This window comes from Reichenbachiella sp., from assembly GCF_039944555.1.
Lineage (GTDB): Bacteria > Bacteroidota > Bacteroidia > Cytophagales > Cyclobacteriaceae > Reichenbachiella.
This window is the reverse complement of record NZ_JBDUYN010000008.1, coordinates 45,595-69,256: the sequence shown is the minus strand read 5'-3', so window position 1 is coordinate 69,256 and position 23,662 is coordinate 45,595. Positions and strand designations below refer to the sequence as shown.

The window sequence follows — 23,662 nt, the reverse complement described above, 5'->3', positions numbered from 1 at the left end:
GAGCAATCCTTTTCAGACTGCTATCTTCCTTCTTCATTACTCTTCATCCCAAAGGTTAGCAACTGTATAGTCTGAGCCAGGTAAAGCAAAAAAAGCACCTGTCACATACCGATAATGTTTATCTAGCTGATCAATTTGAGACATTTCTTCAAGGGAAAGTTTGATATCTGCAGCCTCAAAGTTTTGTCTTAGCCGAGCCTCATTGGTAGACTTGGGTATTACTACTGTATCACGGTTGATGGCCCAGGCAATGAGTACTTGAGCAGGAGAACAATTGTGTTCTTTTCCAATATCTACGATTTCAGGGATTTTGAATAGATCCGGTTCATCATCAGCTTTCATCTGTGCTATTCGATCACGTGAACCAAGTGGGGAATACGCTGTGACAATAATATTCTCTTCATTGCAATACTCTAACAACTCCTTTTGCTGAAGCAAAGGATGTAACTCAACCTGGTTAACTTCAATTTTGTGTTTTGCTGTCTGATTTACCCTATCGATTTTCTTCGTGCTAAAATTGGACACTCCAATGTGCCTGGTAAGTTTCTCGGAAAGCACTTCTTCCATGCCTCTCCAGGTTTCTTCAAGAGTGATTTCACTCAAACTAATCAATCCACTTCCGTCCTCAGGAAAGATGACATCCTTTTGCTGTGCCACTGGCCAATGTATCAGATAGAGATCAAGGTATTCAAGCTGTAAGGCTTTCAAGGTGATTTGCAAACATTCTCGTACATCTGATAGCCCATGATGCGTATTCCAAAGCTTGGAAGTAATCCAAAGTTCCTCGCGATTCACCTCACCAGTCATGATCGCATCGTGTAGTGCAGCTCCTATTTCTTGTTCATTTTGATAAATGTAGGCACAATCAAAGTGGCGGTAGCCTACGGACAACGCTGAGCGGACGGCTTTATATACGTCTCCGGGTTCAGACTTCCAGGTGCCAAGTCCAAGTGCAGGCATTTGATCGCCATTGCTCATTGCATATGATTTCATAGTCGAAGATGTTTTTTTTAAAAATACAGGTTTTAATCTGAGGCAGAAAAGTATAGTCACAAAAAAACCTCTCAAGCTAGGCTCAAGAGGTTTTTGAATATTGTTTTATTTCTTATTTATTGATAATCATAAGTGAATAACCATCCTCCTGAGACAACTTTTGTTCTGCCCCCTGGCTCTGGAATTGTGAATTCGGTTTCTAGCTGCGTTCCAACTCTAATTGTTACAACTACGCCGTCATCTCTGGTCACCTTTGTTCCGGTCGCATCAGTGAAAACCCACGTGCCAGAAGCAGGCCAGACTGTTGCATCAGCCGAATTGGTCGTAGCGTATGTTCCACCATCCACTGTTCCTGAAAACTGAATAGTCATAGCAGACCAATCTAAATCTGTAGCTCCGGTAGGTTTAACTACGGAATTAAAATTAGCTTGACCTTTGATCAATCCTGCTAAAGCATCTGCAAGAGTAGTGTCTTCTCCTGGTCCTGGATCATCACTTCCTCCGCAGCTCGCCATTGCTACTACGAGTGATAGGAATAGCGCGCTTTTAAAAATGTTTGAAAAATGTTTCATTGTTGTTGTGTGTTTTAAATTAATAAAATCCTAATCTCTCAAAAATATATCTTTTTGAATATTATACCTAATAACCCATCCATAATTCGATGAAATTACTCCTTACCAAATTTGTTGTGAATCCATGCCGATCCGTTGGAAAGGTACTTATTATCTCAGTATGGAGCTGCAATTTTGGATTTATCATTTTTTTCTAAAAATCTCGCTCCACGAATTTGGAATAAAGTAAAGTCGAAACATAGAATAATAAATGAGATAGTTTTCACCTCTTGCGAGAGATATTGAGGGTAGATTTAACTATCTTTTCTAACGATAGTAGCAGTCATTTCTCCTTGGCAAACCACTTTTCCAGCTACAGTCGCAGTCCCCTTCATTTTGGCTATACCTCTTCGTATAGGCTCAAGCAGCTCACACTTAATTTCGAGTGTATCGCCAGGCAAAACCATTTTTCTGAATTTAAATTTTTCAACACCCATGAAATAGGCCCAGTAATTTTCGGGATCAGGTACTGAAGTCAATACCAGAATTCCACCAATCTGTGCCATAGCTTCGATCTGCAGAACACCAGGCATTACTGGGTTGTCAGGAAAATGTCCCTGAAAAAAAGGTTCGTTAAAAGTCACATTTTTTATACCAGCCACAGTGGTTTCATCCTTATAAAAAATCCTGTCAATAAGAAGGAATGGGTAGCGATGTGGTAAAATTTTTGTGATTTGATTGATGTCAAAAGCCGCTGGCATACTTGGATCATATGCCGGAACTACTGATTCGGTTTTTTCCATGCTGAATTTATTAACAATTGTTTGATTTGATTTGAAGTCGGCAATTTAGCGGAATTTTATTCAAGATGAGATGCTAATACCTAAAATTCCGCAACATAATAGCCTTCTGCGAAGGCCGAACATAATTATTCTCAAATGAAAGTTATCCTAAGCTCAATCTACCTCAGGCCAACAAAAAAAATGTTTAGTTACAATTTTACTCATAGCTTTTACATTAGGTAGATCTGTCGCTTTTACAATATCGACCGTTGATCCTTTTTTAGTTAAAATCTTGATTTTTTGACCACTTGATATATAGGCTGAATTGCTAATTTGACCCGACCCCGTATAGTAGTCGATTTCATCTGAATTGAGTTGATATTTGTCCTGTACTTTAGATTTGAGAGCATCTACCCATTCTGAGAGGGGTTTTTCATTTGCAAGGATAATCTTGAAAATTCGCCGCTCAAGTAGCTTAGTGCTTAGGCCTGAAAGAATGATGTCTTCGTGTTCTCTCCAAAATTTCATTGAGCCCCAAATGTCACTGTCATCAAGCAAAGCAAAAAGGTCAAGTATTTCAGAATCTTCCTCAAAATGTTTGAGGGCTATATTTCGTTCCAGAAGTATTTTAAGTGCCGGGGTTGCAGGCACATTCACTCCGTTTTGGGTTAAATACTTTGCTCTCTGGATGAGTTTGATGAGCATTTCCTCAGCACTTACGGCCGTTTTGTGTAGATAGACCTGCCAATACATCAGGCGCCGAGCACTAAGGAAATTTTCAATACTATAAATTCCTTTTTCTTCAACCACGATTTCGTCGTTCTTTACATTCAGCATGTTAATGATTCGTTCCGAACCTATATGACCTTCTGACACTCCAGTGAAGTAACTATCACGTTTCAGGTAGTCAAGTCTGTCGATATCGAGCTGGCTAGAAACCAACTGATAAAAGAAATTTCTAGGGTATTGATTGGTGAAAATTTTTAACGCCGTATCGAGGGCTCCACCAAATACTGTATTGAGGCGCTCTACGAAAAGTACAGAAATCTTTTCATGAGTTATATCATTGAGCAAATTGAATTCTAAAGTATGAGAGAATGGTCCATGACCGATGTCATGTAGTAAAATGGCAATTAGGCAGCCCTCAAACTCTTTGTCTGAAATTTCTATGCCTTTTGAGCGTAGACTATGCAACGCTTGCTGCATTAGATACATTGAACCTAATGCGTGATGGAAGCGGGTATGTAATGCGCCCGGATAAATTAAACTGGTCAAACCAAGCTGTTTGATCTGGCGAAGGCGCTGAAAAAAGGGATGTTGTATAATTTCAAATATCAGATCATTGGGTATGGTGATGAAGCCATATACCGGGTCATTGATAATTTTGTTTTTGTTAGTAGTCAAATTGAGATGCGATTAGTAGGTAGTTGTATCCGGTTTCCCTTATTTTGAACCTTCTTGCAAAAGAGCATTCAAATTATTCAAAGAAATATACAATATGCGAAATTATGAAATATTATGGGCCGATGATGAAATTGATCTCTTAAAACCCCATATACTTTTTTTGAATAACAAAGGCTACAATGTCACACCGGTAAATAGTGGCTCAGATGCTTTGGATGTAATGAAGAGCAATGTTTTCGATGTAGTGTTTTTGGATGAAAATATGCCCGGACTTACAGGGCTGGAAACTTTGGCCGAAATAAAAACAAGCCATCCCAATGTCCCTGTTGTGATGATCACTAAGAGTGAAGAAGAACATATCATGGAGGAGGCCATTGGGGCAAAGATTGCCGATTATTTGATCAAGCCTCTGAATCCTAATCAAATACTACTGTCCGTTAAGAAAATCTTAGATAATAAAAGGCTGGTAACTGAGAAAACCAATATGAATTATCAGCAGGATTTCAGGAATATTAGTTCTGCCGTAAATGAAAACCTCGATTTTCAGGAGTGGATAGATGTGTACAAAAAGATGGTCTATTGGGAACTGGAAATAGATGACACTCAAGAAAGGGCAATGGCTGAAGTACTCAATATGCAAAAAGATGAGGCTAATTCTGAATTTTGTCAGTTTATAATGGATAATTATCCGGATTGGCTCAACGACCCCAATATAGATAAGCCGTTGCTTTCGTATCGTTTAATGAAAGAGGAAGTATTTCCTTTACTAGAAGAAAAAAGACCGGTTTTTTTCTTTTTGATTGATAATCTGAGGTATGATCAATGGGAAATACTAGAACCCATTATTTCAGAATATTATAACATAGAAAAGGAAGTACCATTTTATGCCACGTTGCCCACAACAACTGCATATTCAAGAAATTCAATCTTTAGTGGCATGTTGCCTGACGAGATGGCCAAAAAACATAGTGATATCTGGATATCTGAAGATGGTGAGGAGGGTAAAAATATGCAGGAAGAGGAGTTTCTGAGAAGAAACCTGAAACGAAATAATTTTGATATTAGCTTCTCTTATCATAAGATTTTGCAAAAACAGCATGGTCGCCAATTAGTGGCTAATGTGAATAACTTGCTCAACAATGATTTGAATGCTATAGTTTATAATTTTATTGATGTGCTTTCTCATGCCAGAACGGACATGAAAATGATTCGTGAATTGGCGCCGGATGAACCAGCGTATAGATCATTGACATTATCGTGGTTTAAGCATTCAACATTACTTGAATTACTTCAAATACTGGCTCAAAAAGATGTGAAAGTAATTATCACGACAGATCATGGAACGATTCGCGTGAAAAAGCCTTACAAAATAGTAGGTGACAAAAAGACAAATACCAACCTGCGCTACAAAGTGGGGAAAAACCTCAATGTTGATGATACGGAAGGTGTTATGATTTGCCGAAACCCGGAAGAGTTACATCTACCAAAGGAAAATGTATCCAGTTCTTATATTTTTGGTTTGAAGGATGATTTTTTTGTCTACCCAAATAATTATAATCACTTCGTAAACTATTATAAAGACACTTTCCAACATGGAGGGATATCCATGGAGGAAATGATTGTACCGCTGATCCATTTGATCCCAAAGAGTTAAAATTGTGCAATTAGATCTATCTTACTTAAAAGACATTGACAGCGTAGCCAATGAGATCATTAAATATGCTGAAGGAGAAACCATCTGGTTATTTGAAGGAGAGATGGGAGCAGGTAAGACAACTCTCATAAAAGCAATCTGCAGACAGTTGGGTATAGTTGACGAAACAAGTTCGCCAACTTTTGCTCTGGTGAACGTCTACGAAAATCAGTCTGGTGATGAATTCTATCATTTTGATTTCTATAGAATAGAAAATGAAATCGAGGCTGTCGATATAGGCGCCGATGAATATTTCTATTCAGGCCGACTATGCTTTATCGAATGGTGGGAAAGGATACCTTCTCTAATCCCAGCTAAAAACCTAAAAATTAGTATTAACTTAGATAACGAAAGGAATCGAATTGTCAGCCTAAGTAAGCATGAATAAGCATTTGATGGGCAGCGTATCGGCGCTGGTAGAAGAATCTAAATTGTATCCACAAGAGAAATTGGCGTCTGTACGTACAACCAATCAATCTTTGAACATTGGTATTCCAAAAGAAAACTCGACCTACGAAAATCGTGTGCCTCTTACTCCAAAGGCGGTAGGAGCCCTCACCAGTCATGGTCACAAAATACTCATCGAGTCAGGGACAGGCAATGCTGCCAACTTTTTTGATAAGGAGTACACAGAGGCCGGTGCCAATATCACAAAGAGTGCAAGCGAAATATTCAAATCGGACTTGATCCTTAAGGTAGAATTTCCAACAAAAAAGGAAATTGAAATGATGAGTTTGGGAAAAACGATTATTTCAACTATACATGCTGACAAAGATTTAGGACAGCGACTATCTCTCTTGAATCAGAAAAAGGCGACCGCCATTGGGTATGAATTCATTGAAGATCAAATCGGAGGACTCCCGATAGTCAGAGCTATGAGTGAAATTGTAGGGGCGGTAGTAATACCTGTTGCCGCAGATTACTTGAGCACAAATCAGGGTGGTGTTGGGATCATACTTGGTGGAATAACAGGCGTGCCGCCAACTAATGTAGTGATACTTGGTGCTGGGACAGTGGCTGAATACGCAGCCAGAACGGCTTTGGGCCTTGGAGCTTCAGTAAAGGTATTTGATCGACATCTCTACAAGCTTCATAGACTGAAACACATTCTGTCTTCACCTGTGTTTACTTCTACAATCGATCAAGTAGCATTGAAAAAAGCGTTAATGGAAGCAGACGTGGTGATTGGAGCCGTCCGGGCTGATAAGGGAATTCTCAAGAAAATCGTAAGTGAGGATATGGTGAAAGCAATGAAAAGCAGTGCTGTAGTAGTAGACGTAAGTATCGACGAAGGCGGATGTTTCGAAACGTCACGCCCCACTAATTTGAAAAATCCGGTATTCGAAAAATTTGGAGTAAAACATTACTGCGTTCCTAATATAGCGTCAAAAGTTCCTAGAACTTCTACCAAGGTACTTAGTAACATTTTTACTCCCATCCTGAACAGTATTGCCAACAACGGTGGGGTTGATCAAATGATTTTTGAAAACAAATGGTTTATGAAAGGGGTCTATACCTATAAAGGATATATGACCAACTATCACCTATCAGAGAAGTTCAAATTACGATTCAAAGATTTAAATCTGCTTATGGCGGCACGTTTTTAGGAATTACTTTGTTCCGTTGCACTCAGCTAAGGCTTTTTCTGCCTCATCAGCTCTTCTTTTCGCTGTTGTGGCCTGCTCCTTCGAAAAATCTGAACGTTTTGTTTGCTCCTTAAGCTGGGCCTGAGTTTCTGCTAAATCTTTTTTGAGTTGGGCATTTTCCGCTTCAAGTTCGCCTGTGCATGATGATAAAGCACAAACAAAAAAAAGAGCACATGCAAGAACTGTATTTTTAATTGTCATTCTGTTATTGGATTGATTTTTATATTTCTTCAAAGTAGTTATAAATAAGAATACTTCCAATCAAAACATGTGCTTTTGGCTTTAAATTATAATTGTGCTTCTAATATTGCAATTTTTGCTTCGGCGTCAGCTTTTTTCTTTCTTTCCATTTCAATTACTTTTTCCGGCGCATTATTCACAAATCTATCATTGCTAAGTTTTTTGTCAATTCCCGTAATGAAGCCTTTCAGTCTACCAATCTCTTTAATCGCATCTTCCTTCTGATCTTCGGCACTGGCATGTTCTCCTAATGGAACGAAGAATTCATTTCTTCTTATAATGAAGCTTGAAGAGTTTTCAATTTTTTCTAATGTTGTAGCAATTGAGTCAATGTTGGCCAATTTTTTAATAACTACCTCATAATGCTCAAAAGGAAGTGACTCATTTGATTTTACAAATAGCTGCAATGCTGTTTTCGGTGATATCCCCGACGAGTTTCTCACGTTTCTAATGTTGGAAATAATTTCAAAAACTTCATTAGTCAATTGAAGCTCCTTCTTATTGAATGAATTCACAACAGGCCATTCTGATACGATCAAATAATCATTTTCCCCACGCGATTTGATATTTTTCCAAATCTCTTCTGTAATAAAAGGCATAAATGGGTGTAGCACACGCATTAATTGCTCAATAAAGCCAATTGCCTGGTCTACCGTAGTCTGATCGGTTGGCTGCTGATAACCAGGTTTGATCATTTCCAGATACCAAGAACAGAAGTCATCCCATACCAGTTTGTACGTGGCCATTAAAGCCTCAGACAGCCTGAATTTTGAAAATAGATCATTGATTTCCTCAAGAGTTTCATTGAATCGATTTTCAAACCAGGAAGCTGCTACTGCTGCTGCTGGATCCTGTTCTATATTAGTCACTTCCCATGATTTAATGAGTCTAAACGCGTTCCATATTTTGTTGGAGAAATTTCGACCTTGCTCGCAAAGCTTCTCATCAAAAAGGAGGTCGTTTCCTGCTGCTGAACTTAGGAGCATGCCAACTCTTACTCCATCTGCTCCATACTGATCCAAAAGACCAAGTGCATCTGGAGAATTGCCTAACTGCTTAGACATCTTTCTCCTTTGCAAATCCCTGACCATACCTGTGAAATATACTTTCTCGAAGGGCTTATCCATTCCGAACTCGTAGCCAGAAATGATCATTCTGGCTACCCAGAAGAAAATTATATCCCAACCGGTTACTAATACCTGAGTGGGATAATAGTATTTGTATTCTTCATTATTTGGATTTCTAAATCCATCGAAAACTGAAATCGGTAACAACGCACTACTAAACCAGGTGTCTACGACATCCTCGTCTTGTTTTAGATCATTAAGGGATAAATTTTCATCGCCTGAGTCTTTTCTAGCCATATCTAGGGCCTCTTCCTTTGTTTTACCAACGGCAACTCCAGTTTCTCCGTAGTAGTAGGCTGGTATTTGTTGTCCCCACCATAGCTGCCTCGATATAGGCCAGTCTTTGATATTCTCTAACCAATGCTTGTAGGTGTTTTTAAACTTGTCAGGAAAGAACTGAATATTATCATTCATCACATTTTCAAGCGCTGGTGTGACCAATTTTTGCATGTCTACAAACCATTGCAAGGATAGTTTAGGCTCTATGGCTGTGTCGGGATTCCTTTCGGAAAAACCTACTTTATGTCTCAGGTTTTCGGTTTTGATAAGGCTACCCAGTTCCTTAAGCTGTTTTGATATCAGTTTTCGGGCACTTTCCCGACTCTCACCTATATAGAATTGTGCGGCCTCATTGAGTGTGCCATCATCGTTGAGAATGTCGATAGTTTCTAGGTCATGTTTCTGGCCCAGATCATAGTCATTGGTGTCATGGGCGGGAGTCACCTTCAAGCAGCCCGTACCAAATTCAATATCTACATAGTCATCTTCAATAATTGGGATGATTCTATTTACAAGTGGGACAATAGCTTGTTTACCCTTCAAATGAGTATAGCGCTCATCATTTGGGTTGATACATATGGCTGTATCCCCAAGAATGGTTTCCGGACGTGTTGTGGCAATTGTTACAAATTCATCAGAACCTTTGATGGCATATTTTACATAATAAAGAGCAGCATCTGTATCACGATAAATCACTTCTTCATTAGAAATGTTAGTTTGAGCGGTTGGATCCCAGTTTACCATTTTATAATCCCTATATACCAACCCTTTTTTAAAGTAGCTGATAAACACATCTTCAACGGCATCTGAATTTTTCTCATCCAAAGTGAAAAATGTTCTATCCCAATCGCAAGATGCCCCGAGGCGTTGAAGTTGATTGAGAATAATCCCTCCATATTTTTCTTTCCACTTCCATGCATGCGACAAAAATTCCTCTCTGGTAAGATCTGATTTCTTAATGCCTTGTTCACGCAGCATACCTACAACTTTGGCTTCTGTGGCAATAGACGCATGATCAGTTCCTGGTATCCAACAAGCCTCCTTACCTTCCATACGAGCTTTACGTATTAAGATGTCTTGAATGGTATTGTTGAGCATATGCCCCATGTGCAACAATCCGGTGACATTAGGAGGAGGAATAAGAATGGTATAGGGTTCTTTATCAGGATTCGGAGTTGAATGAAAAAAACCTTTTTCTAGCCATTCTTGGTAGATTTTTCCTTCAACTTCCGCGGGATCATATTTTGTAGAAATGGACATTGCTCGTCATTAAAAAATTGAACGGCAAAATTATAAAAATTCAGCGCTTAGACCCTTTTTTTAAGAGCTAATGTCGAGCACTGCTGCCAGAAAAGGACAAAAAAAAGGAATGCTGGGTTAGCATTCCTTTTTTGTAAGGTTAATTATTTAGGCTTCCGTATTTACGGGTTCATCAACTTCTTCGACGCCGTTTATTTTATTTCGTATACCGAGTTCCATTTCATCCATCAGTTCTGGGTTATCAAGGAGTAAAGTTTTGACAGAATCACGGCCTTGACCTAATTTATTTCCTTTGTACGAGAACCAGGAACCGGCCTTATTGATAATGCTGAGTTCTACACCCAGGTCAATGATTTCGCCTACTTTGGATATCCCCTCTCCATACATGATGTCAAATTCCACGACTTTAAAGGGTGGAGCCACTTTGTTTTTTACTACTTTGACGCGGGTTCTATTACCTAAAACGTTATCAGCACTCTCTTTAATTTGACCAATTCTTCTGATATCTAACCGGACAGAAGAGTAAAATTTAAGCGCGTTTCCACCCGTTGTGGTTTCAGGGTTTCCAAACATAACACCGATTTTTTCTCGCAGTTGATTAATGAATATACAAGTACAGCCTGTTTTATTTATGGCTCCTGTCAGTTTCCTCAGGGCCTGGCTCATCAGTCTGGCTTGGAGTCCCATTTTACTATCCCCCATTTCTCCCTCGAGTTCTGCTTTTGGAACCAGGGCTGCTACTGAGTCAATCACTATAATGTCAATGGCTCCTGAGCGGATCAAGTGTTCGGCTATTTCCAGGGCTTGTTCTCCATTGTCAGGCTGTGAGATCAATAGATTTTCCGTATCTATTCCAAGTTTTTCAGCATATCCTCTGTCGAAAGCATGCTCGGCATCTATAAAAGCTGCCATTCCACCTTGCTTTTGTGCTTCAGCAATGCAGTGCAGAGTCAATGTAGTTTTACCTGAAGATTCTGGGCCATATATTTCTACAATTCGACCCCTGGGAATACCTCCAATACCAAGGGCAACATCGAGACTTACAGAGCCTGTTGGGATGGATGGGATGTCTATTACACTTTCATCGGACAATTTCATTACGGCTCCTTTACCGTATGACTTTTCGAGTTTGTCTATGGTCAGTTGAAGTGCTTTTAATTTTTCAGCATTTTCGCTCATTGTAAGATTTTTTCAGATTCTAATAAAGACGCAATTTATTTCAATTCCACGACTATTAGCGCATCTAATTGCCGTATTTGCATAAAAATTTTAGTAAATGTATAACTATAAAATCAATATTCTATCTAAAATACTAAAAAATTTAGTATTAGCCCTTTTAAATATAGCCGGTTATAAAGGTTGATTGAGACATCACTCTTGTTATTTTTGGCTATTGAATTTTTATAATGAAACAATTTTTAAAGAAGACTTTTGCTGCAGGCCTTATCGTACTTTTATTCATAGGACTGATAAAGCATGACCTGATTAGTTATCTTCTTATGCAAGCAAGAGGACAATTAAATGTACTGTGGAATGCAAGAACTATTGATGCGGTACTAACAGACGAAACGGTCGATGCCGAGCTGAAGACCAAAATTGAGTTTGTGAGGGAAGTCAAATTGTTTGCCGAAAAGGAATTGGGTTTAAAGTCTGACGGTCTCTACACCACCATCTATGACCAAAATGGGAAAGATATTTTGTGGAATTTATCGGCAAGCAAGCCATATGTACTGGAATCCGTAGAGTGGTATTTCCCAATTGTCGGAAGTGTTTCCTATAAAGGTTTTTTTGATCTAGAAAGGGCGAAGTCTGAAGAACAATTGTTAAAGAAAGAAGGATATGACACAAGGATAAGGCCTGTCAATGCATGGTCAACTTTGGGTTGGTTTTCCGATCCAATTCTATCCAAGAATTTAGAACGAAGTAAAGGGAGTATTGCAGAGTTATTTATTCATGAAATTACTCATGCAAATATTTTTATTAAAGATTCATTAACGTTCAATGAAAACCTGGCATCTTTTATTGGAGAGCAGGGAGCAAAACTTTTTATGGCCAATAAACATGGGATTGAAAATATGGTCTATAGTAAATACATTGAGAGTGAATTTGATGTCCAAAAATTCATAAAACATTGTCTATTAGGAGTAAAGGAGCTAGATAGTTTATATTCAGGCTTTAGTTCAGAGATGTTGAATACGGAGAAGAACCAAGCCAAAAAAACATATCTTAAGGACTGGGTTCAAAGGTTAGATTCAATATCCTTTTCAGATGATAGCATTTACCATGGGCGATTCCAAAAGAAGCTCCCCAATAATGCCTTTTTTATGACTTTTGAGCGTTATGATTCAAAAAAAGAAGACTTTAAATTTCAGCTGGAGAGTCAGTTCCGTGGGGACCTCAAGAAATTTATAGAATTCTATAAAATGGAAGACTGACGGGCATTTATTATATTTCCCAAGTATTAAATAATTGTTATGTCTTTTCTATCAGACAGGTTAAGTAATTAATATTTGGGAATTTGCATGTAGAAATTGTTAATCTAAATTTTACATTAATAAGTTAATCACTTTCTAAATATGTCAGGGAATAAAAAAATCCTAGTGGTCGATGATGAAATAGATATTCTGGACCTTTTGAAATATAATCTGGAAAAGGAAGGGTATCAGGTAGAAGTAGCAAATAATGGGATAAAGGGAGTTGAAGTTGCACAAACTTTTGTTCCTGATTTAATCCTGCTTGATATCATGATGCCTGGTCAGGATGGAGTTGAGACTTGTAGACAACTTCGTGAATTAAAATCACTTTCTAATACATTCATTCTCTTTTTAACCGCAAGAGTAGAAGAATATTCTGAAATTGCTGCATTCGACAGTGGTGCAGATGATTACTTAACAAAGCCAATTAAACCAAGGGCTTTGATGAGCAGAATAAACGCTATTTTTAGGCGATCCAAAAAAGAAGTAGATGTAGATGAGAAAATAACAGCTGGAGATTTAGTTATAGACAGACAGAGCTACGTGGTCACGCAAAATGATCGCGAATTTACTCTTCCCAAAAAAGAATTCGAACTATTATTCTTTCTGGCTCAACATCCCGGAAAAGTATTTAGTAGGGACGATTTATTGATTAATATCTGGGGAACTGATGTATTTGTACTTGCCAGAACCGTCGATGTTCATATCAGAAAAGTAAGAGAAAAAATAGGTGATGGTTATATATCTACCATCAAAGGTGTTGGTTATAAGTTTGAACTCGACTAACAAATAGTAAATGTTATTAAATTCTAAGGGTTTAGCACTTATTCTTGCTGCGAGTATCGCTGTCATAATAGGAGCAAGTCTCTTGCTAATTCCTGAGCTACCGGCATTTGTATTTTGGTTGGTTCCTGTTATTTGTTTTGGAGCCAGCTATATTCTGATTAATGTGGTTTTGGAATTTTTGTTTTTCAAAGAATTGCGAAACATCTATGAGATGTTCGAAAAAATAAGAAAAAATGATCTGTCCACCATCAAGCCAAAAAGAACATATGGCCACAGTTCATTAAACCAGATTCAGCAGGAAATTTATTCTTATGCCCATGTCAAACAATCTGAAATTGAAGAGCTCAAACAAATGGCAAAATTCAGGAGGCAGTTTCTTGCTGATGTATCCCATGAACTCAAAACACCAATTTTTGCCGCACAAGGCTTCGTACATACCTTATTAGATGGTGCGATAGATGATATGGCGATTCGTATGAAGTTTTTAAAAAAAGCGGCCAAGAATCTTGATGGACTAGATGCGCTGGTTCAAGATTTACTCACGGTATCTCACATGGAGGCGGGCGATATCACAATGCAGTTTGAACCGACCGATATTTGCGAGGTAATCTATGAGATTTTTGATCAATTAGAGGAGCGAGCCGCAAAAAAGGGGATTGACCTTAAGCTGGAGACGCAAGAACCAAGCAAAATCTTAGTTTTAGCTGATAGTCAGAGAATCCATCAAGTATTCGTTAATTTGATTTCTAACGCTATTAAATATTCTGACGAAAACGGCCAAGTTGTTATTTCACTCGCAATCAATAAATTAAAACTCGATGTTACAGTGAAGGACAATGGCATTGGAATACCTCCAGAACATCTTAATCGGATATTTGAGCGCTTCTATCGAGTGGACAAAAGTCGCTCAAAGGCGCAAGGAGGAACAGGTCTGGGGCTCTCAATTGTAAAGCACATTGTTGAGGCGCATGGCAGTGAGGTAAAAGTAGTAAGCAATGTTACTGAAGGTTCTTCCTTTAGCTTTGAGCTTGACTTATTCCATTCAGAATAGAATTCTTCGCTTTCTTAAATATTAGTCGTTTTCGTGATTACTTTGCCTTTATGAAAAAAAACGCCTGGAATGCAAGGGAAATGATTGTGTATGATGATGACAACTACACTATAATAAATAAACCTGCTTCATTGTCTACTTTGGAGGATCGAAATGACAGCACCAACGTTTTAAGTCTTTTTAGAGAGTTGAATGCAAGTTATCAAGTATGCCATAGACTAGACAAAGAAACGAGCGGTGCATTGATTTTGTCAAAAAATGACGAAGCGTTTCGGTCAGCGGCGATGCAGTTTCAGGAAAGAACGGTGGAAAAGGTCTATCACGCATTGGTCAAAGGAAGGTTTATGAACGAAGTTATAAAGGTAGATGTCCCATTACGCACATCTGGATCAGGAAAGGCTGTAAACGACAGGAGGAATGGCAAGGAAGCTACTACCTTATTTAGACCAAAGCAGTTTTTCAAGGACTATACGCTTGTTGAGGCTAAGCCGCTAACAGGTCGAATGCACCAGATCAGGGCGCATTTGGCATATTTGGAATTCCCGATAGCTGGAGACGTCCTGTATGGTGGAGTGCCGATATATCTCTCAGCGGTCAAAAAAGATTTCAAATGGAAGAAAGATGTGGACGAACGGCCGCTATTTAACCGTGTAGGTCTTCACGCGCAGGCAATTAAACTAACAAATGTTAATAAAAATTTTATTTCGATATCTTGCGATTATCCAAAGGATATGAGTCTAATTCTTAAAAAACTTAATAAGTTCAATTAAAATTCAATGAATATTGGAATTTTATATTATAAATCAATTGTTTGTAAATGTCGCCAATTACACCAAGACTTTAAATATTGTCAATAAAGTTTCATAAATGTTGTCAAAATAGTAATATTGCTGTTACTACAGTTGTCTGTATTGAGATATTAGCAATTTTCAAGCAGATGATTGAAATTTTTGAAATAAAGAATTAAACCAACTTCAAGCAGTGAACTGCTGGAAGATTTTTTATTTTATTTTTAACTAAACCATATTTTATTATGAGAAAACTATTACTGATTTTCTTGTTCGTGTCAGGTTTGATAGCACAAGCCTCCGCACAGGACAGGACAGTTTCTGGTAAAGTTACGTCTGCAGAAGACGATTCAACATTACCAGGCGTGACGGTTGTACTAAAAGGTACAACTACAGGTACAACTACCGATTTGGATGGGAACTATAAGTTATCTGTCCCTTCTGAAGGAGGTACTCTAGTTTATTCTTTTGTTGGTCTTTCTACACAAGAACTTGAAATCGGCTCTAGAAGCGTGATTGATCTTGTTATGCAGCCAGACGCTCAGCAATTGACTGAAGTAGTTGTTACCGCAATGGGTGTATCTAGAGAAAAGGCTTCTTTAGGATATGCTCAGCAAACATTGGGTACTGAGGATGTAAACAGAGTTAAGTCTGATAACATCATCGGTTCACTTTCTGGTAAAGCTGCTGGAGTTCAGGTGAGACAAACTACTGCAATGGGTGGTTCTGCTGTAATTAACATCAGAGGTAACTCTTCTTTTACGAACAACAACCCATTATTTGTTATTGATGGTGTTCCTGTAAGTAACAGAACTTCTAACACAGCTGTTCAGGCGCAAGGACGTAGAGGTTATGATTATGGTAACCCTGCTTCTGATATCAATCCTGAAGATGTTGAGTCTATGTCTATCCTTAAGGGTGCGGCAGCGACTGCACTTTACGGATCTAGGGGCCAAAATGGTGTAATCTTGATTACAACCAAAAAAGGAACGTCTAGAAAAGGTATTGGCGTTGAATTATCTACAGGTGTTACTATAGGTAAAATTGACAAGTCTACATTCGCTAAATATCAAAACGAATATGGAGCTGGATATGGACCATACTATGGTAGCCATACGCCAAACGGTGCGATTTATGCAATTGACGTTAACGGAGATGGTAATGATGACAATGTAGTTCCAACTACTGAAGATGCTTCTTATGGAGATGCTTTAGATGGGTCTATTAGTGCTTATCAGTGGGATTCATTTGTTCCTGGTGAAGCTAATTTCGGTCAGTCTTATCCTTATGTAGCTGGTTCAACTACTCCGGTAGACTTCTTCGAAACTCAGGTGATCAAGAGAAATAGCATTGCCTTAACAGGTGGAGGAGAATTAGCGACATTCAGATTTGGATATACCAACCATGATCAGGATGATATTTTGCCTAATAGTTCTTTGAAAAAGCATACTTTCAATTTCAATGCTACTACAAAAATGAGCGAAAAATTGTCTGCTGATGTGATGATGCAGTACAATAAGCAAAACGCTGTTGGTAGATTCTCTACTGGATATAGCGATAACTTAATGTCTCAGTTCCGTCAGTGGTGGCAGGTTAACGTTGATGTTAAGCAATTGGAAAGAGTTTATAATAGAACTGGATTGAACTATACTTGGAATGGTGCGAGCCATGACACTCCTTTAGTTCCAATTTACTGGGATAACCCATACTGGACCAGATATGAGAACTTCAACTCTGATACTAGAGATAGATTCTTGACTAAATTCGGATTCCAGTACAAACTGACCGATTGGTTGTCTGTAAATGGTAGAGTATCTCTGGATAACTACACAGAAACAAGAGAAGAAAGAAGAGCTGTAGGTAGTATCGCTGCTGAATTTGGCGTGAACTTGACTGATGAGCCTTCTGGATATGCTAGAACTGACATAGAAAACCACGAGTGGAATTACAACGCTATGTTGAACTTCAACAAGCAGTTGAACGATGATTTGAACCTAGCAGGTTTGGTTGGATTCAACCTTCAAAAAGAGAGATATTCAAATACATTCGGATCTACTAGTGGTGGATTGGCTGTTCCGGGCTTATATGCTTTGAGTAACTCTGTTGGAACTAACCCTTTCCCTGTTGAAACTCTATGGGAGAAAGAGATTTATAGCTACTTCGCTAACGTAAACCTTGGATATAAAGACTTCTTATACCTAGATGCTAACTACAGAACTGATATTTCTTCAGCTCTTCCAGTAGCTAACAATCAGTATGATTACTTCGGTGTGGGTGTTGGATTTGTATTCTCTGAGTTGGTTGACGTAAGCTGGATGGACTTCGGTAAAGTTCGCGCAAGTATTGGTCAGGTGGGTAATGATACCCGTGCTTTGAGAGTAAATGATACTTATGCTCGTGTAGACAACTTCGGGAGCACAGTTATGACTACTGTGAGAAGTAACAAAAACAATTCAAACCTTAAGCCTGAGATTACTACAGAAACTGAGGTTGGATTTGAAGGTTCTTTCTTAGATAGAAGAGTGAATGTTGATTTTGCTTGGTATAGCAGAGAAACAACGGATCAATTGATGCCTGTTGAAATTTCAAGAGCTACTGGTTACTCTAGTACTTTTGTTAATGTTGGTACTATCGAGAACAAAGGTATTGAGATGGTATTGAGTGGTGATATTGTTAGAACTGATGCACTTAAGTACAATCTTGCTATAAACTTCACCAGAAACAGAAACAAAGTTTTGGATTTGAATGATGCTGATGGCAACTCAACGGATAATTATACGATCCAAAGTTACCAAGGAAATATTTCTTCAAACGCTACAGTAGGTGAGCCTTTAGGTGTATTGAAAGGTACTGGATACCAGTATTTGGATGGTAGAAGAGTGGTAGACTCACAAGGTCGTTACCTATCTGAAGCTGATCAAATCATAGGCGATCCAAACCCTGATTATTTATTAGGATTCAATAATACAGTTTCTTTCAAAGGAATAACTCTTGGATTCTTAATTGATGTTTCACAAGGCGGTGATGTTTATTCTTTGGATATGCACTACGGACAAGGAACTGGTGTATTGGAGCATACTGCTGGACTTAACGATTTGGGCAATCCAATCAGAAACCCAGTTACTACTGATGCTACAAGTGGTGGTGTGTTGAACGAAGGTGTAATGGCCGACGGTTCTGAGAATACAACCAGAGCTCCTGCAGATTACTTCGGAGGTGCATTCTACTGGGGTAACGCTACAAGAAACCCTGGCGAAATGACAGTGTATGATGCGTCATTTGTTAAATTGAGAGAAATGAGATTAACCTATAGCTTGCCATCAAGTTTGGTAGGATCATGGTCTCAAGGAGTTGATATCTCTGTTGTAGGTAGAAACTTGTGGATTATTAACAAAAATGTACCATATGCAGATCCTGAATCAGGTCTTGGAGGTCAATTCTCTCAAGGTTATTTGTCTGGATCTTATCCTACGGTTAGATCTGTTGGATTTGACATTAAAATTACATTGTAATAATTGATCAGAAGAAATATGAAAAACTTATTATATATAGTCCTTCTTACAGTAATATTTGTAGGGTGTGACGACAGATTAGAAGAATTAAATACTGACCAGAAGAATCCTGCTTCAGTGGCTGCGGAGTCCTTGTTCGCAAGAGCTACCAGAGAGGCAGTGGATAACATTGTTAGTATGAGCGTAAACGATAATCCTTTCAGATTATATTCACAAATGTGGGCGCAAACTACGTATCCTGATGAAAGTCAATATACAATCACCGCTCGTGAAATATCTCTGGGTATCTGGACGAACCAGTACAGAGATGTATTGATTGATTTGAAAGATGCCAGACAAATCATAGCTACTGAGTTAGCTGAAGGGACTTCTGGTAATAGCGATGCAAACCTTGGAAACAGAATGGCAATTATTGACATTTTGATGGGTTACACATACATAACTATGGTTGACATTTTTGGTGACATTCCTTATACTGAGGCTTTGGATCCTACGAATCTTAATCCGGTTTATGATGATGCTGCAACTATTTATACTTCAGTTGCTGGTAACTTGACTACAGCTAGTACTACACTTTTGGCTAACACTGCTGAAGGAGGATTCGGTTCTTCTGATTTAGTGTACGGAGGAGACGCTGCTGCTTGGGCGAGATTTGCTAATTCAATTAAGTTGAGAATGGCTATGAAGTTGGCAAGTACTAATTCTGCTACTTCTGTAACCTGGGCTAACGAAGCTATGACTGCCGGTGTAATTACCACGAATGCGCAGAATTTTGCAATGACGTATCAAACTAGTTCGCCTAATACAAGTCCAGTTCATGAGGATTTGGTTTTGAGTGGAAGAGCGGATTTTATTGCGGCCAATACTGTTGTTGATATGATGAATACTTATAATGATCCAAGAAGATCTGTTTATTTCAGAGAAAATCTTGGAGCTGGAGTATTTGATGGAGGTATCTATGGTGATGCCAACGCATATGCAAACTTCACTCAAATTGGTGACATTCTGCATCAGCCAACTACTCCTGGAGTATTGTACAATGCTGCTGAAACTCACTTTTTGATGGCTGAAATGGTAGAAAGAGGTGGTTACAGTGTAACTGGTACTGCTGAAACTCACTATAACGCTGGTATTACAGCTTCATTTGATCAGTGGGGAGCTACCATTGGTACTTACCTTACTGAGCCAACTGTAGCTTATACTACTGCTACTGGTACTTGGCAGCAGAAGATCGGTACTCAGCTTTGGTTGGCATTGTACAACCAAGGTTTGGAAGGATGGTCTACTTGGAGAAGAATGGGCTACCCTGCCTTTAATGCTCCTCCAACAATGACTGTAGCAGACATTCCTGTTCGTATGACTTATCCTTTGAGAGAGCTTACGTTGAACGGCACTAACTATAGTGCTGCAGCTTCCAAAATTGGTGGAGATGCAGTGACCACTCGAGTATTCTGGAATCAATAAGCATTGATTAAAACTAATAATAAAAACCATCACACATTTGTGTGATGGTTTTTTGCTTTAAAGGAATTATTGAGGTCAATAAAATGTTTTATTGATGGGAAATCAAAACTGACTTCATGATTAGATATCTAACCATTTTTTGTTTTATACTTAGTACTTCTTACGCTGAAGCAGGAGGCGGCTGGACCCAAGGCAAAAAGGAACTTTACTTGAAATTTGGGCAACAGTGGGTCATTTTTAATCAATTTTATGACAAGGATGGAGCAACTATTACAGATCGAAGCAGAAGCTTTGGGACTACCTCTCTTTATGCAGAGTATGGCATTTCCGATAGGTTGACGGGCATCGTTTATTTTCCGTTTTATAGCAAATCAACTCTGTTTGAGCAAAAAAACTCTGCGAACGGAATGGTGCTGCATGATGGCGAAACATTTTCCTCCATAGGAGATACCAACATTGCTATCAAGTATGGACTTCTGACTCAAAGCCGCATTGTGGTAAGTGCTTCTCTTACATTAGGCCTGCCAGTTGGTGAAGTGAATAAGGGTACAGATGGATCATTGCAAACTGGAGATGGTGAGTTTAATCAGATGATAAGCCTCGATTTCAGCTCGTCAATCAAGGTTGCAGGTGCGTATCCATATGTTTCTTTAAATACAGGATTCAATAATCGGACAGAAGGTTTTTCTGATGAGTTTAGATACGGATTTGAAACTGGAATAGGAGCTGGTAAATGGAATATTATTTTTAAAGTCTTTGGAGTAAAAAGCTTCTATAACGGATCAGTAGATGATAATTTGTTTTTCGAAGGTCTCCTGTCCAATAATACTGAGTATACTATTGTCTCCCCAGAATTGGCATTCAAAATGTCTGATAAATGGGGCGTGTCCGCGAGTATGGCCAAGGCAATTTCAGGTCAATTAATGTACGTTCAGCCTAGTTATACCATGGGAGTTTTTTTTGACCTTGATATTTGAACTATGGAAACACATAATTTGTTAAAAGGTTGATGAAAGTTAATTTATTATATCTTACAGGCATTCTTCTTTTTATAGGAAGCTGTGAAGGTATAGACGAAATTTATATTCCACCGGAGCCGGAAGACTTATCTGCATGTAGCAATAGGGTGATAGAATCTGGCTTATATTATGAGGTGGATGACCAGACTTTTCTATGGGGAGGACAAGATACCGCCACTCATTTTGAGATAACAGACTGGACCCTGAATTCCTGCAATCTAAAAAAGGGTTTAGGTAGAGAAGCATTTTATGCTCTTACGGATCCTGATTACGAACTACTTAGCGAGACATCGGTTAACTATCCTGATACTTCAAGAGCTGTTATTGTTAGTTTTGAAAATACGGTTAAAGTTTACCCTTATCAAATTCTTCGACGCCATGAGACTGTCAATGAAGTTGTAGATGGTGAGCCCATTGCAGTTGTCTATTGTTTTTTGGCTGATTTAGCTTCAGTATATACGCGTGAATACTGTGGACGGACTTTGACTTTTGCCGTTAGTGGTTTTACGTATCAAGATCCTAATGCATATGACGCAAAAGAAAGTTTCATCCTTTGGGATAGAAATTCAGAAAGTTTGTGGTGGCCCATAAGTGATAAGGCAGTCTCCGGGGCTTATAAAGATGAAAGTATGGTTAAGTACAACAGAGGAAGGTGGGGCGTGTCAACTTTTAAAGACATTCGCAATCGGTACCCAGACGCATTAGTGTTGGAATTTATACAGCAACAGAAGGATTTAGGGCCTATTGAGCCAACAAGTGGCTGTAATCAGAATTAAATTGCCATATCCATTAGCCGTCACTTCTAATTTTCATCATTCCTTTGCATTTCAAAAATTAAACTTCTATTTTTGTGTCCCTTTTTGAGGGGAGTAGGATTTTGACTAGAAAAAATCGATAAAAACAGTGGATTCAATAAGTTATAAAACAGCGATGACCAACAAGGCAACTGCCAGTAAAAACTGGGTAGTTGTGGATGCTGATGGAAAAGTATTGGGAAGATTGGCTAGTGAAGTGGCCAAGATGATAAGAGGAAAGCACAAGCCGGGCTATACACCTAATACGGACTGTGGAGATAACGTAGTGGTTATCAACTCTGACAAAGTAAAAATGACTGGTAAAAAATGGACTGATAAGAAGTACATTTCTCATACTGGTTATCCAGGAGGTCAGAGAGAGCAAACGCCAAATGAAGTGTTGGCTAAATCATCCACTATTCTTGTTGAAAGAGCTGTAAGAGGTATGCTTCCTAAGAACAGACTTGGAAGAGCTTTGTTCGGTAATTTGTACGTATATGAAGGCGCAGAGCATAAGCATGAAGCTCAAAGTCCTAAAGAGATAAAACTATAATCTAGATGGAAGTAACAAACACCATTGGAAGAAGAAAAACATCTGTAGCCAGATTGTTCATGACACCTGGAAAAGGTGAGGTAAAAATCAACAACAGGGAGTTGAAAGAGTATTTCCCATTTGAGATCTATCAAACTATCGTGAAGCAGCCATTAGTATTGGTTGAAGAGGATGGCAACTTTGATTTTAAAGTGAATGTTGGAGGCGGAGGCTACAAAGGTCAGGCCGAAGCGATACGATTAGCTATATCAAGAGCATTGGTAGAAGTTAATCCTGAGCATAGACCAGCATTGAAGAAAGAGGGATTCATGACTAGAGATCCTAGAATGGTAGAACGTAAGAAGCCAGGTAGAAGAAAGGCGAGAAGAGCGTTCCAGTTCAGTAAGCGTTAATCATATTAAATTTTATATATAAGTAAACTTAATGGCCAAATTAGAGCATAAAGACTTACTTGATGCTGGTGTTCATTTTGGACACTTGACGAGAAAGTGGGATCCGCGTATGGCACCATATATCTTCATGGAGAAGAATGGTATCCATATTATCGATCTACATAAATCGCTTGAATGCCTCGAAGAAGCATCAAATGCACTCAAGCAGATCGTGAAATCAGGACGAAAAGTAATGTTCGTTGCTACCAAAAAGCAAGCACGTGAAATCGTAACTGAAGAAGCAAAGAGATTAAGAATGCCTTACGTGACCGATAGATGGTTGGGTGGTATGCTTACCAACTTTGCAACAATTAGAAAATCTCTTAAGAAGATGTCTTCTATGGATAAGATGTTGAAAGACGACGCTTTCAAGAATCTTGCGAAAAGAGAAAAGTTGATGATCAGCAGAGAAAAAGTGAAATTAGAAAGAGTCCTTGGTGGAATCGCTGATTTGACAAGATTGCCTGCTGCACTTTTCGTAGTAGATATCAAAAGAGAGCACATTGCCATTAAAGAAGCACAGAAATTGAACATTCCTGTATTCGCAATGGTAGACACAAACTCTGATCCAAATCAGGTAGATTTCCCTATTCCTGCTAATGATGATGCATTCAAATCAATCCAATTGATTATCAATCACATCGGCAAAGAAATGGAAGAAGCTCTGGCTGAGAGAAAGAAAGATAGAGACGAGAAGAAGGATCAGGAAGAAGCAGCAGCGAAAGCGGCAGTTGATGAAAAAGCAGAAGCAGCAGAATAATTACTAAGTAAATATTCGCTTACAATATAAGAAAATTGAACATTGATCACTCGGT

Annotated in this window: 20 protein-coding genes and 1 pseudogene; 14 read left to right on the top strand and 7 right to left on the bottom strand. The window is 38.7% G+C overall.

Annotation, left to right across the window (positions count from 1 at the left end; genetic code table 11):
* Positions 1-36: 36 nt before the first annotated feature.
* The 4 genes and pseudogenes from ABJD64_RS14125 to ABJD64_RS14110 all read right to left on the bottom strand — a co-directional run bounded on the left by ABJD64_RS14125 (position 37) and on the right by ABJD64_RS14110 (position 3,730).
* Positions 37-993, bottom strand: a complete 957-nt coding sequence (locus tag ABJD64_RS14125) for an aldo/keto reductase (RefSeq protein ID WP_348182578.1) — start codon at positions 991-993, stop codon at positions 37-39.
* 116 nt (positions 994-1,109) lie between these two features.
* A complete protein-coding gene (locus ABJD64_RS14120; protein ID WP_348182576.1) occupies positions 1,110-1,565 on the bottom strand; it encodes a hypothetical protein in 456 nt (151 codons plus the stop codon).
* Positions 1,566-1,858: 293 nt separating this feature from the next.
* A pseudogene (gene fabZ, locus ABJD64_RS14115) lies at positions 1,859-2,350 on the bottom strand (3-hydroxyacyl-ACP dehydratase FabZ); the annotation flags it as partial.
* Between the two features lie 150 nt (positions 2,351-2,500).
* Positions 2,501-3,730 (bottom strand): HD domain-containing protein, encoded by a 1,230-nt coding sequence (locus ABJD64_RS14110; protein WP_348182574.1) that lies wholly within the window; start codon positions 3,728-3,730, stop codon positions 2,501-2,503.
* A 94-nt stretch (positions 3,731-3,824) separates the two neighbouring features.
* Here ABJD64_RS14110 and ABJD64_RS14105 point away from each other — a divergent pair, with 94 nt between their 5' ends.
* The 3 genes from ABJD64_RS14105 to ABJD64_RS14095 are packed head-to-tail and all read left to right on the top strand — an operon-like array spanning position 3,825 to position 7,030.
* Positions 3,825-5,384, top strand: coding sequence for a PglZ domain-containing protein (locus ABJD64_RS14105; RefSeq protein WP_348182572.1), 1,560 nt, complete (start codon positions 3,825-3,827; stop codon positions 5,382-5,384).
* Between the two features lie 4 nt (positions 5,385-5,388).
* Positions 5,389-5,811: a tRNA (adenosine(37)-N6)-threonylcarbamoyltransferase complex ATPase subunit type 1 TsaE gene (gene tsaE, locus ABJD64_RS14100; RefSeq protein WP_348182570.1), complete on the top strand. Its 423-nt coding sequence runs from the start codon at positions 5,389-5,391 to the stop codon at positions 5,809-5,811.
* Positions 5,804-7,030 carry an alanine dehydrogenase gene (locus tag ABJD64_RS14095; protein WP_348182568.1) on the top strand — a complete coding sequence of 409 codons (1,227 nt, stop codon included), beginning with the start codon at positions 5,804-5,806 and terminating at the stop codon, positions 7,028-7,030. Before tsaE ends, ABJD64_RS14095 begins: the two co-directional genes overlap by 8 nt.
* A gap of 3 nt (positions 7,031-7,033) precedes the next feature.
* On the opposite strand, the gene ABJD64_RS14090 is transcribed toward ABJD64_RS14095, so the two are convergent.
* From ABJD64_RS14090 to recA, 3 genes are all read right to left on the bottom strand, one after another.
* The gene (locus tag ABJD64_RS14090) at positions 7,034-7,330 is read right to left on the bottom strand and encodes a hypothetical protein (protein WP_348182567.1); all 297 of its coding nucleotides are present in this window, start codon (positions 7,328-7,330) and stop codon (positions 7,034-7,036) included.
* A 26-nt stretch (positions 7,331-7,356) separates the two neighbouring features.
* The gene (locus ABJD64_RS14085; protein WP_348182565.1) at positions 7,357-9,975 is read right to left on the bottom strand and encodes a valine--tRNA ligase; all 2,619 of its coding nucleotides are present in this window, start codon (positions 9,973-9,975) and stop codon (positions 7,357-7,359) included.
* Between the two features lie 147 nt (positions 9,976-10,122).
* Positions 10,123-11,154, bottom strand: a complete 1,032-nt coding sequence (recA, locus tag ABJD64_RS14080) for a recombinase RecA (RefSeq protein ID WP_348182563.1) — start codon at positions 11,152-11,154, stop codon at positions 10,123-10,125.
* Between the two features lie 227 nt (positions 11,155-11,381).
* Between recA and ABJD64_RS14075 the strand changes: the two genes are divergently transcribed.
* From ABJD64_RS14075 to rpsB, 11 genes are all read left to right on the top strand, one after another.
* Positions 11,382-12,410, top strand: a complete 1,029-nt coding sequence (locus ABJD64_RS14075) for an aminopeptidase (RefSeq protein WP_348182561.1) — start codon at positions 11,382-11,384, stop codon at positions 12,408-12,410.
* Between the two features lie 141 nt (positions 12,411-12,551).
* On the top strand, positions 12,552-13,235 hold the full coding sequence (locus ABJD64_RS14070) for a response regulator transcription factor (RefSeq protein WP_348182559.1): 684 nt from the start codon (positions 12,552-12,554) through the stop codon (positions 13,233-13,235).
* Positions 13,236-13,245: 10 nt separating this feature from the next.
* A complete protein-coding gene (locus ABJD64_RS14065; protein ID WP_348182557.1) occupies positions 13,246-14,286 on the top strand; it encodes an ATP-binding protein in 1,041 nt (346 codons plus the stop codon).
* Positions 14,287-14,336: 50 nt separating this feature from the next.
* The gene (locus ABJD64_RS14060; protein WP_348182555.1) at positions 14,337-15,056 is read left to right on the top strand and encodes a pseudouridine synthase; all 720 of its coding nucleotides are present in this window, start codon (positions 14,337-14,339) and stop codon (positions 15,054-15,056) included.
* Between the two features lie 263 nt (positions 15,057-15,319).
* On the top strand, positions 15,320-18,586 hold the full coding sequence (locus ABJD64_RS14055; protein ID WP_348182553.1) for a SusC/RagA family TonB-linked outer membrane protein: 3,267 nt from the start codon (positions 15,320-15,322) through the stop codon (positions 18,584-18,586).
* An 18-nt stretch (positions 18,587-18,604) separates the two neighbouring features.
* A complete protein-coding gene (locus ABJD64_RS14050; RefSeq protein WP_348182550.1) occupies positions 18,605-20,050 on the top strand; it encodes a SusD/RagB family nutrient-binding outer membrane lipoprotein in 1,446 nt (481 codons plus the stop codon).
* Between the two features lie 116 nt (positions 20,051-20,166).
* Positions 20,167-21,027: a hypothetical protein gene (locus ABJD64_RS14045; protein WP_348182547.1), complete on the top strand. Its 861-nt coding sequence runs from the start codon at positions 20,167-20,169 to the stop codon at positions 21,025-21,027.
* A gap of 32 nt (positions 21,028-21,059) precedes the next feature.
* Positions 21,060-21,845, top strand: a complete 786-nt coding sequence (locus ABJD64_RS14040; protein WP_348182544.1) for a DUF3179 domain-containing (seleno)protein — start codon at positions 21,060-21,062, stop codon at positions 21,843-21,845.
* Between the two features lie 127 nt (positions 21,846-21,972).
* Positions 21,973-22,416, top strand: a complete 444-nt coding sequence (gene rplM / locus ABJD64_RS14035; protein WP_348182540.1) for a 50S ribosomal protein L13 — start codon at positions 21,973-21,975, stop codon at positions 22,414-22,416.
* A gap of 5 nt (positions 22,417-22,421) precedes the next feature.
* Complete coding sequence (rpsI, locus tag ABJD64_RS14030) at positions 22,422-22,808, top strand: 30S ribosomal protein S9 (protein WP_348121285.1); 387 nt, start codon at positions 22,422-22,424, stop codon at positions 22,806-22,808.
* A gap of 31 nt (positions 22,809-22,839) precedes the next feature.
* Positions 22,840-23,607: a 30S ribosomal protein S2 gene (rpsB, locus tag ABJD64_RS14025; protein ID WP_348182536.1), complete on the top strand. Its 768-nt coding sequence runs from the start codon at positions 22,840-22,842 to the stop codon at positions 23,605-23,607.
* The last annotated feature ends 55 nt before the right edge of the window (positions 23,608-23,662 follow it).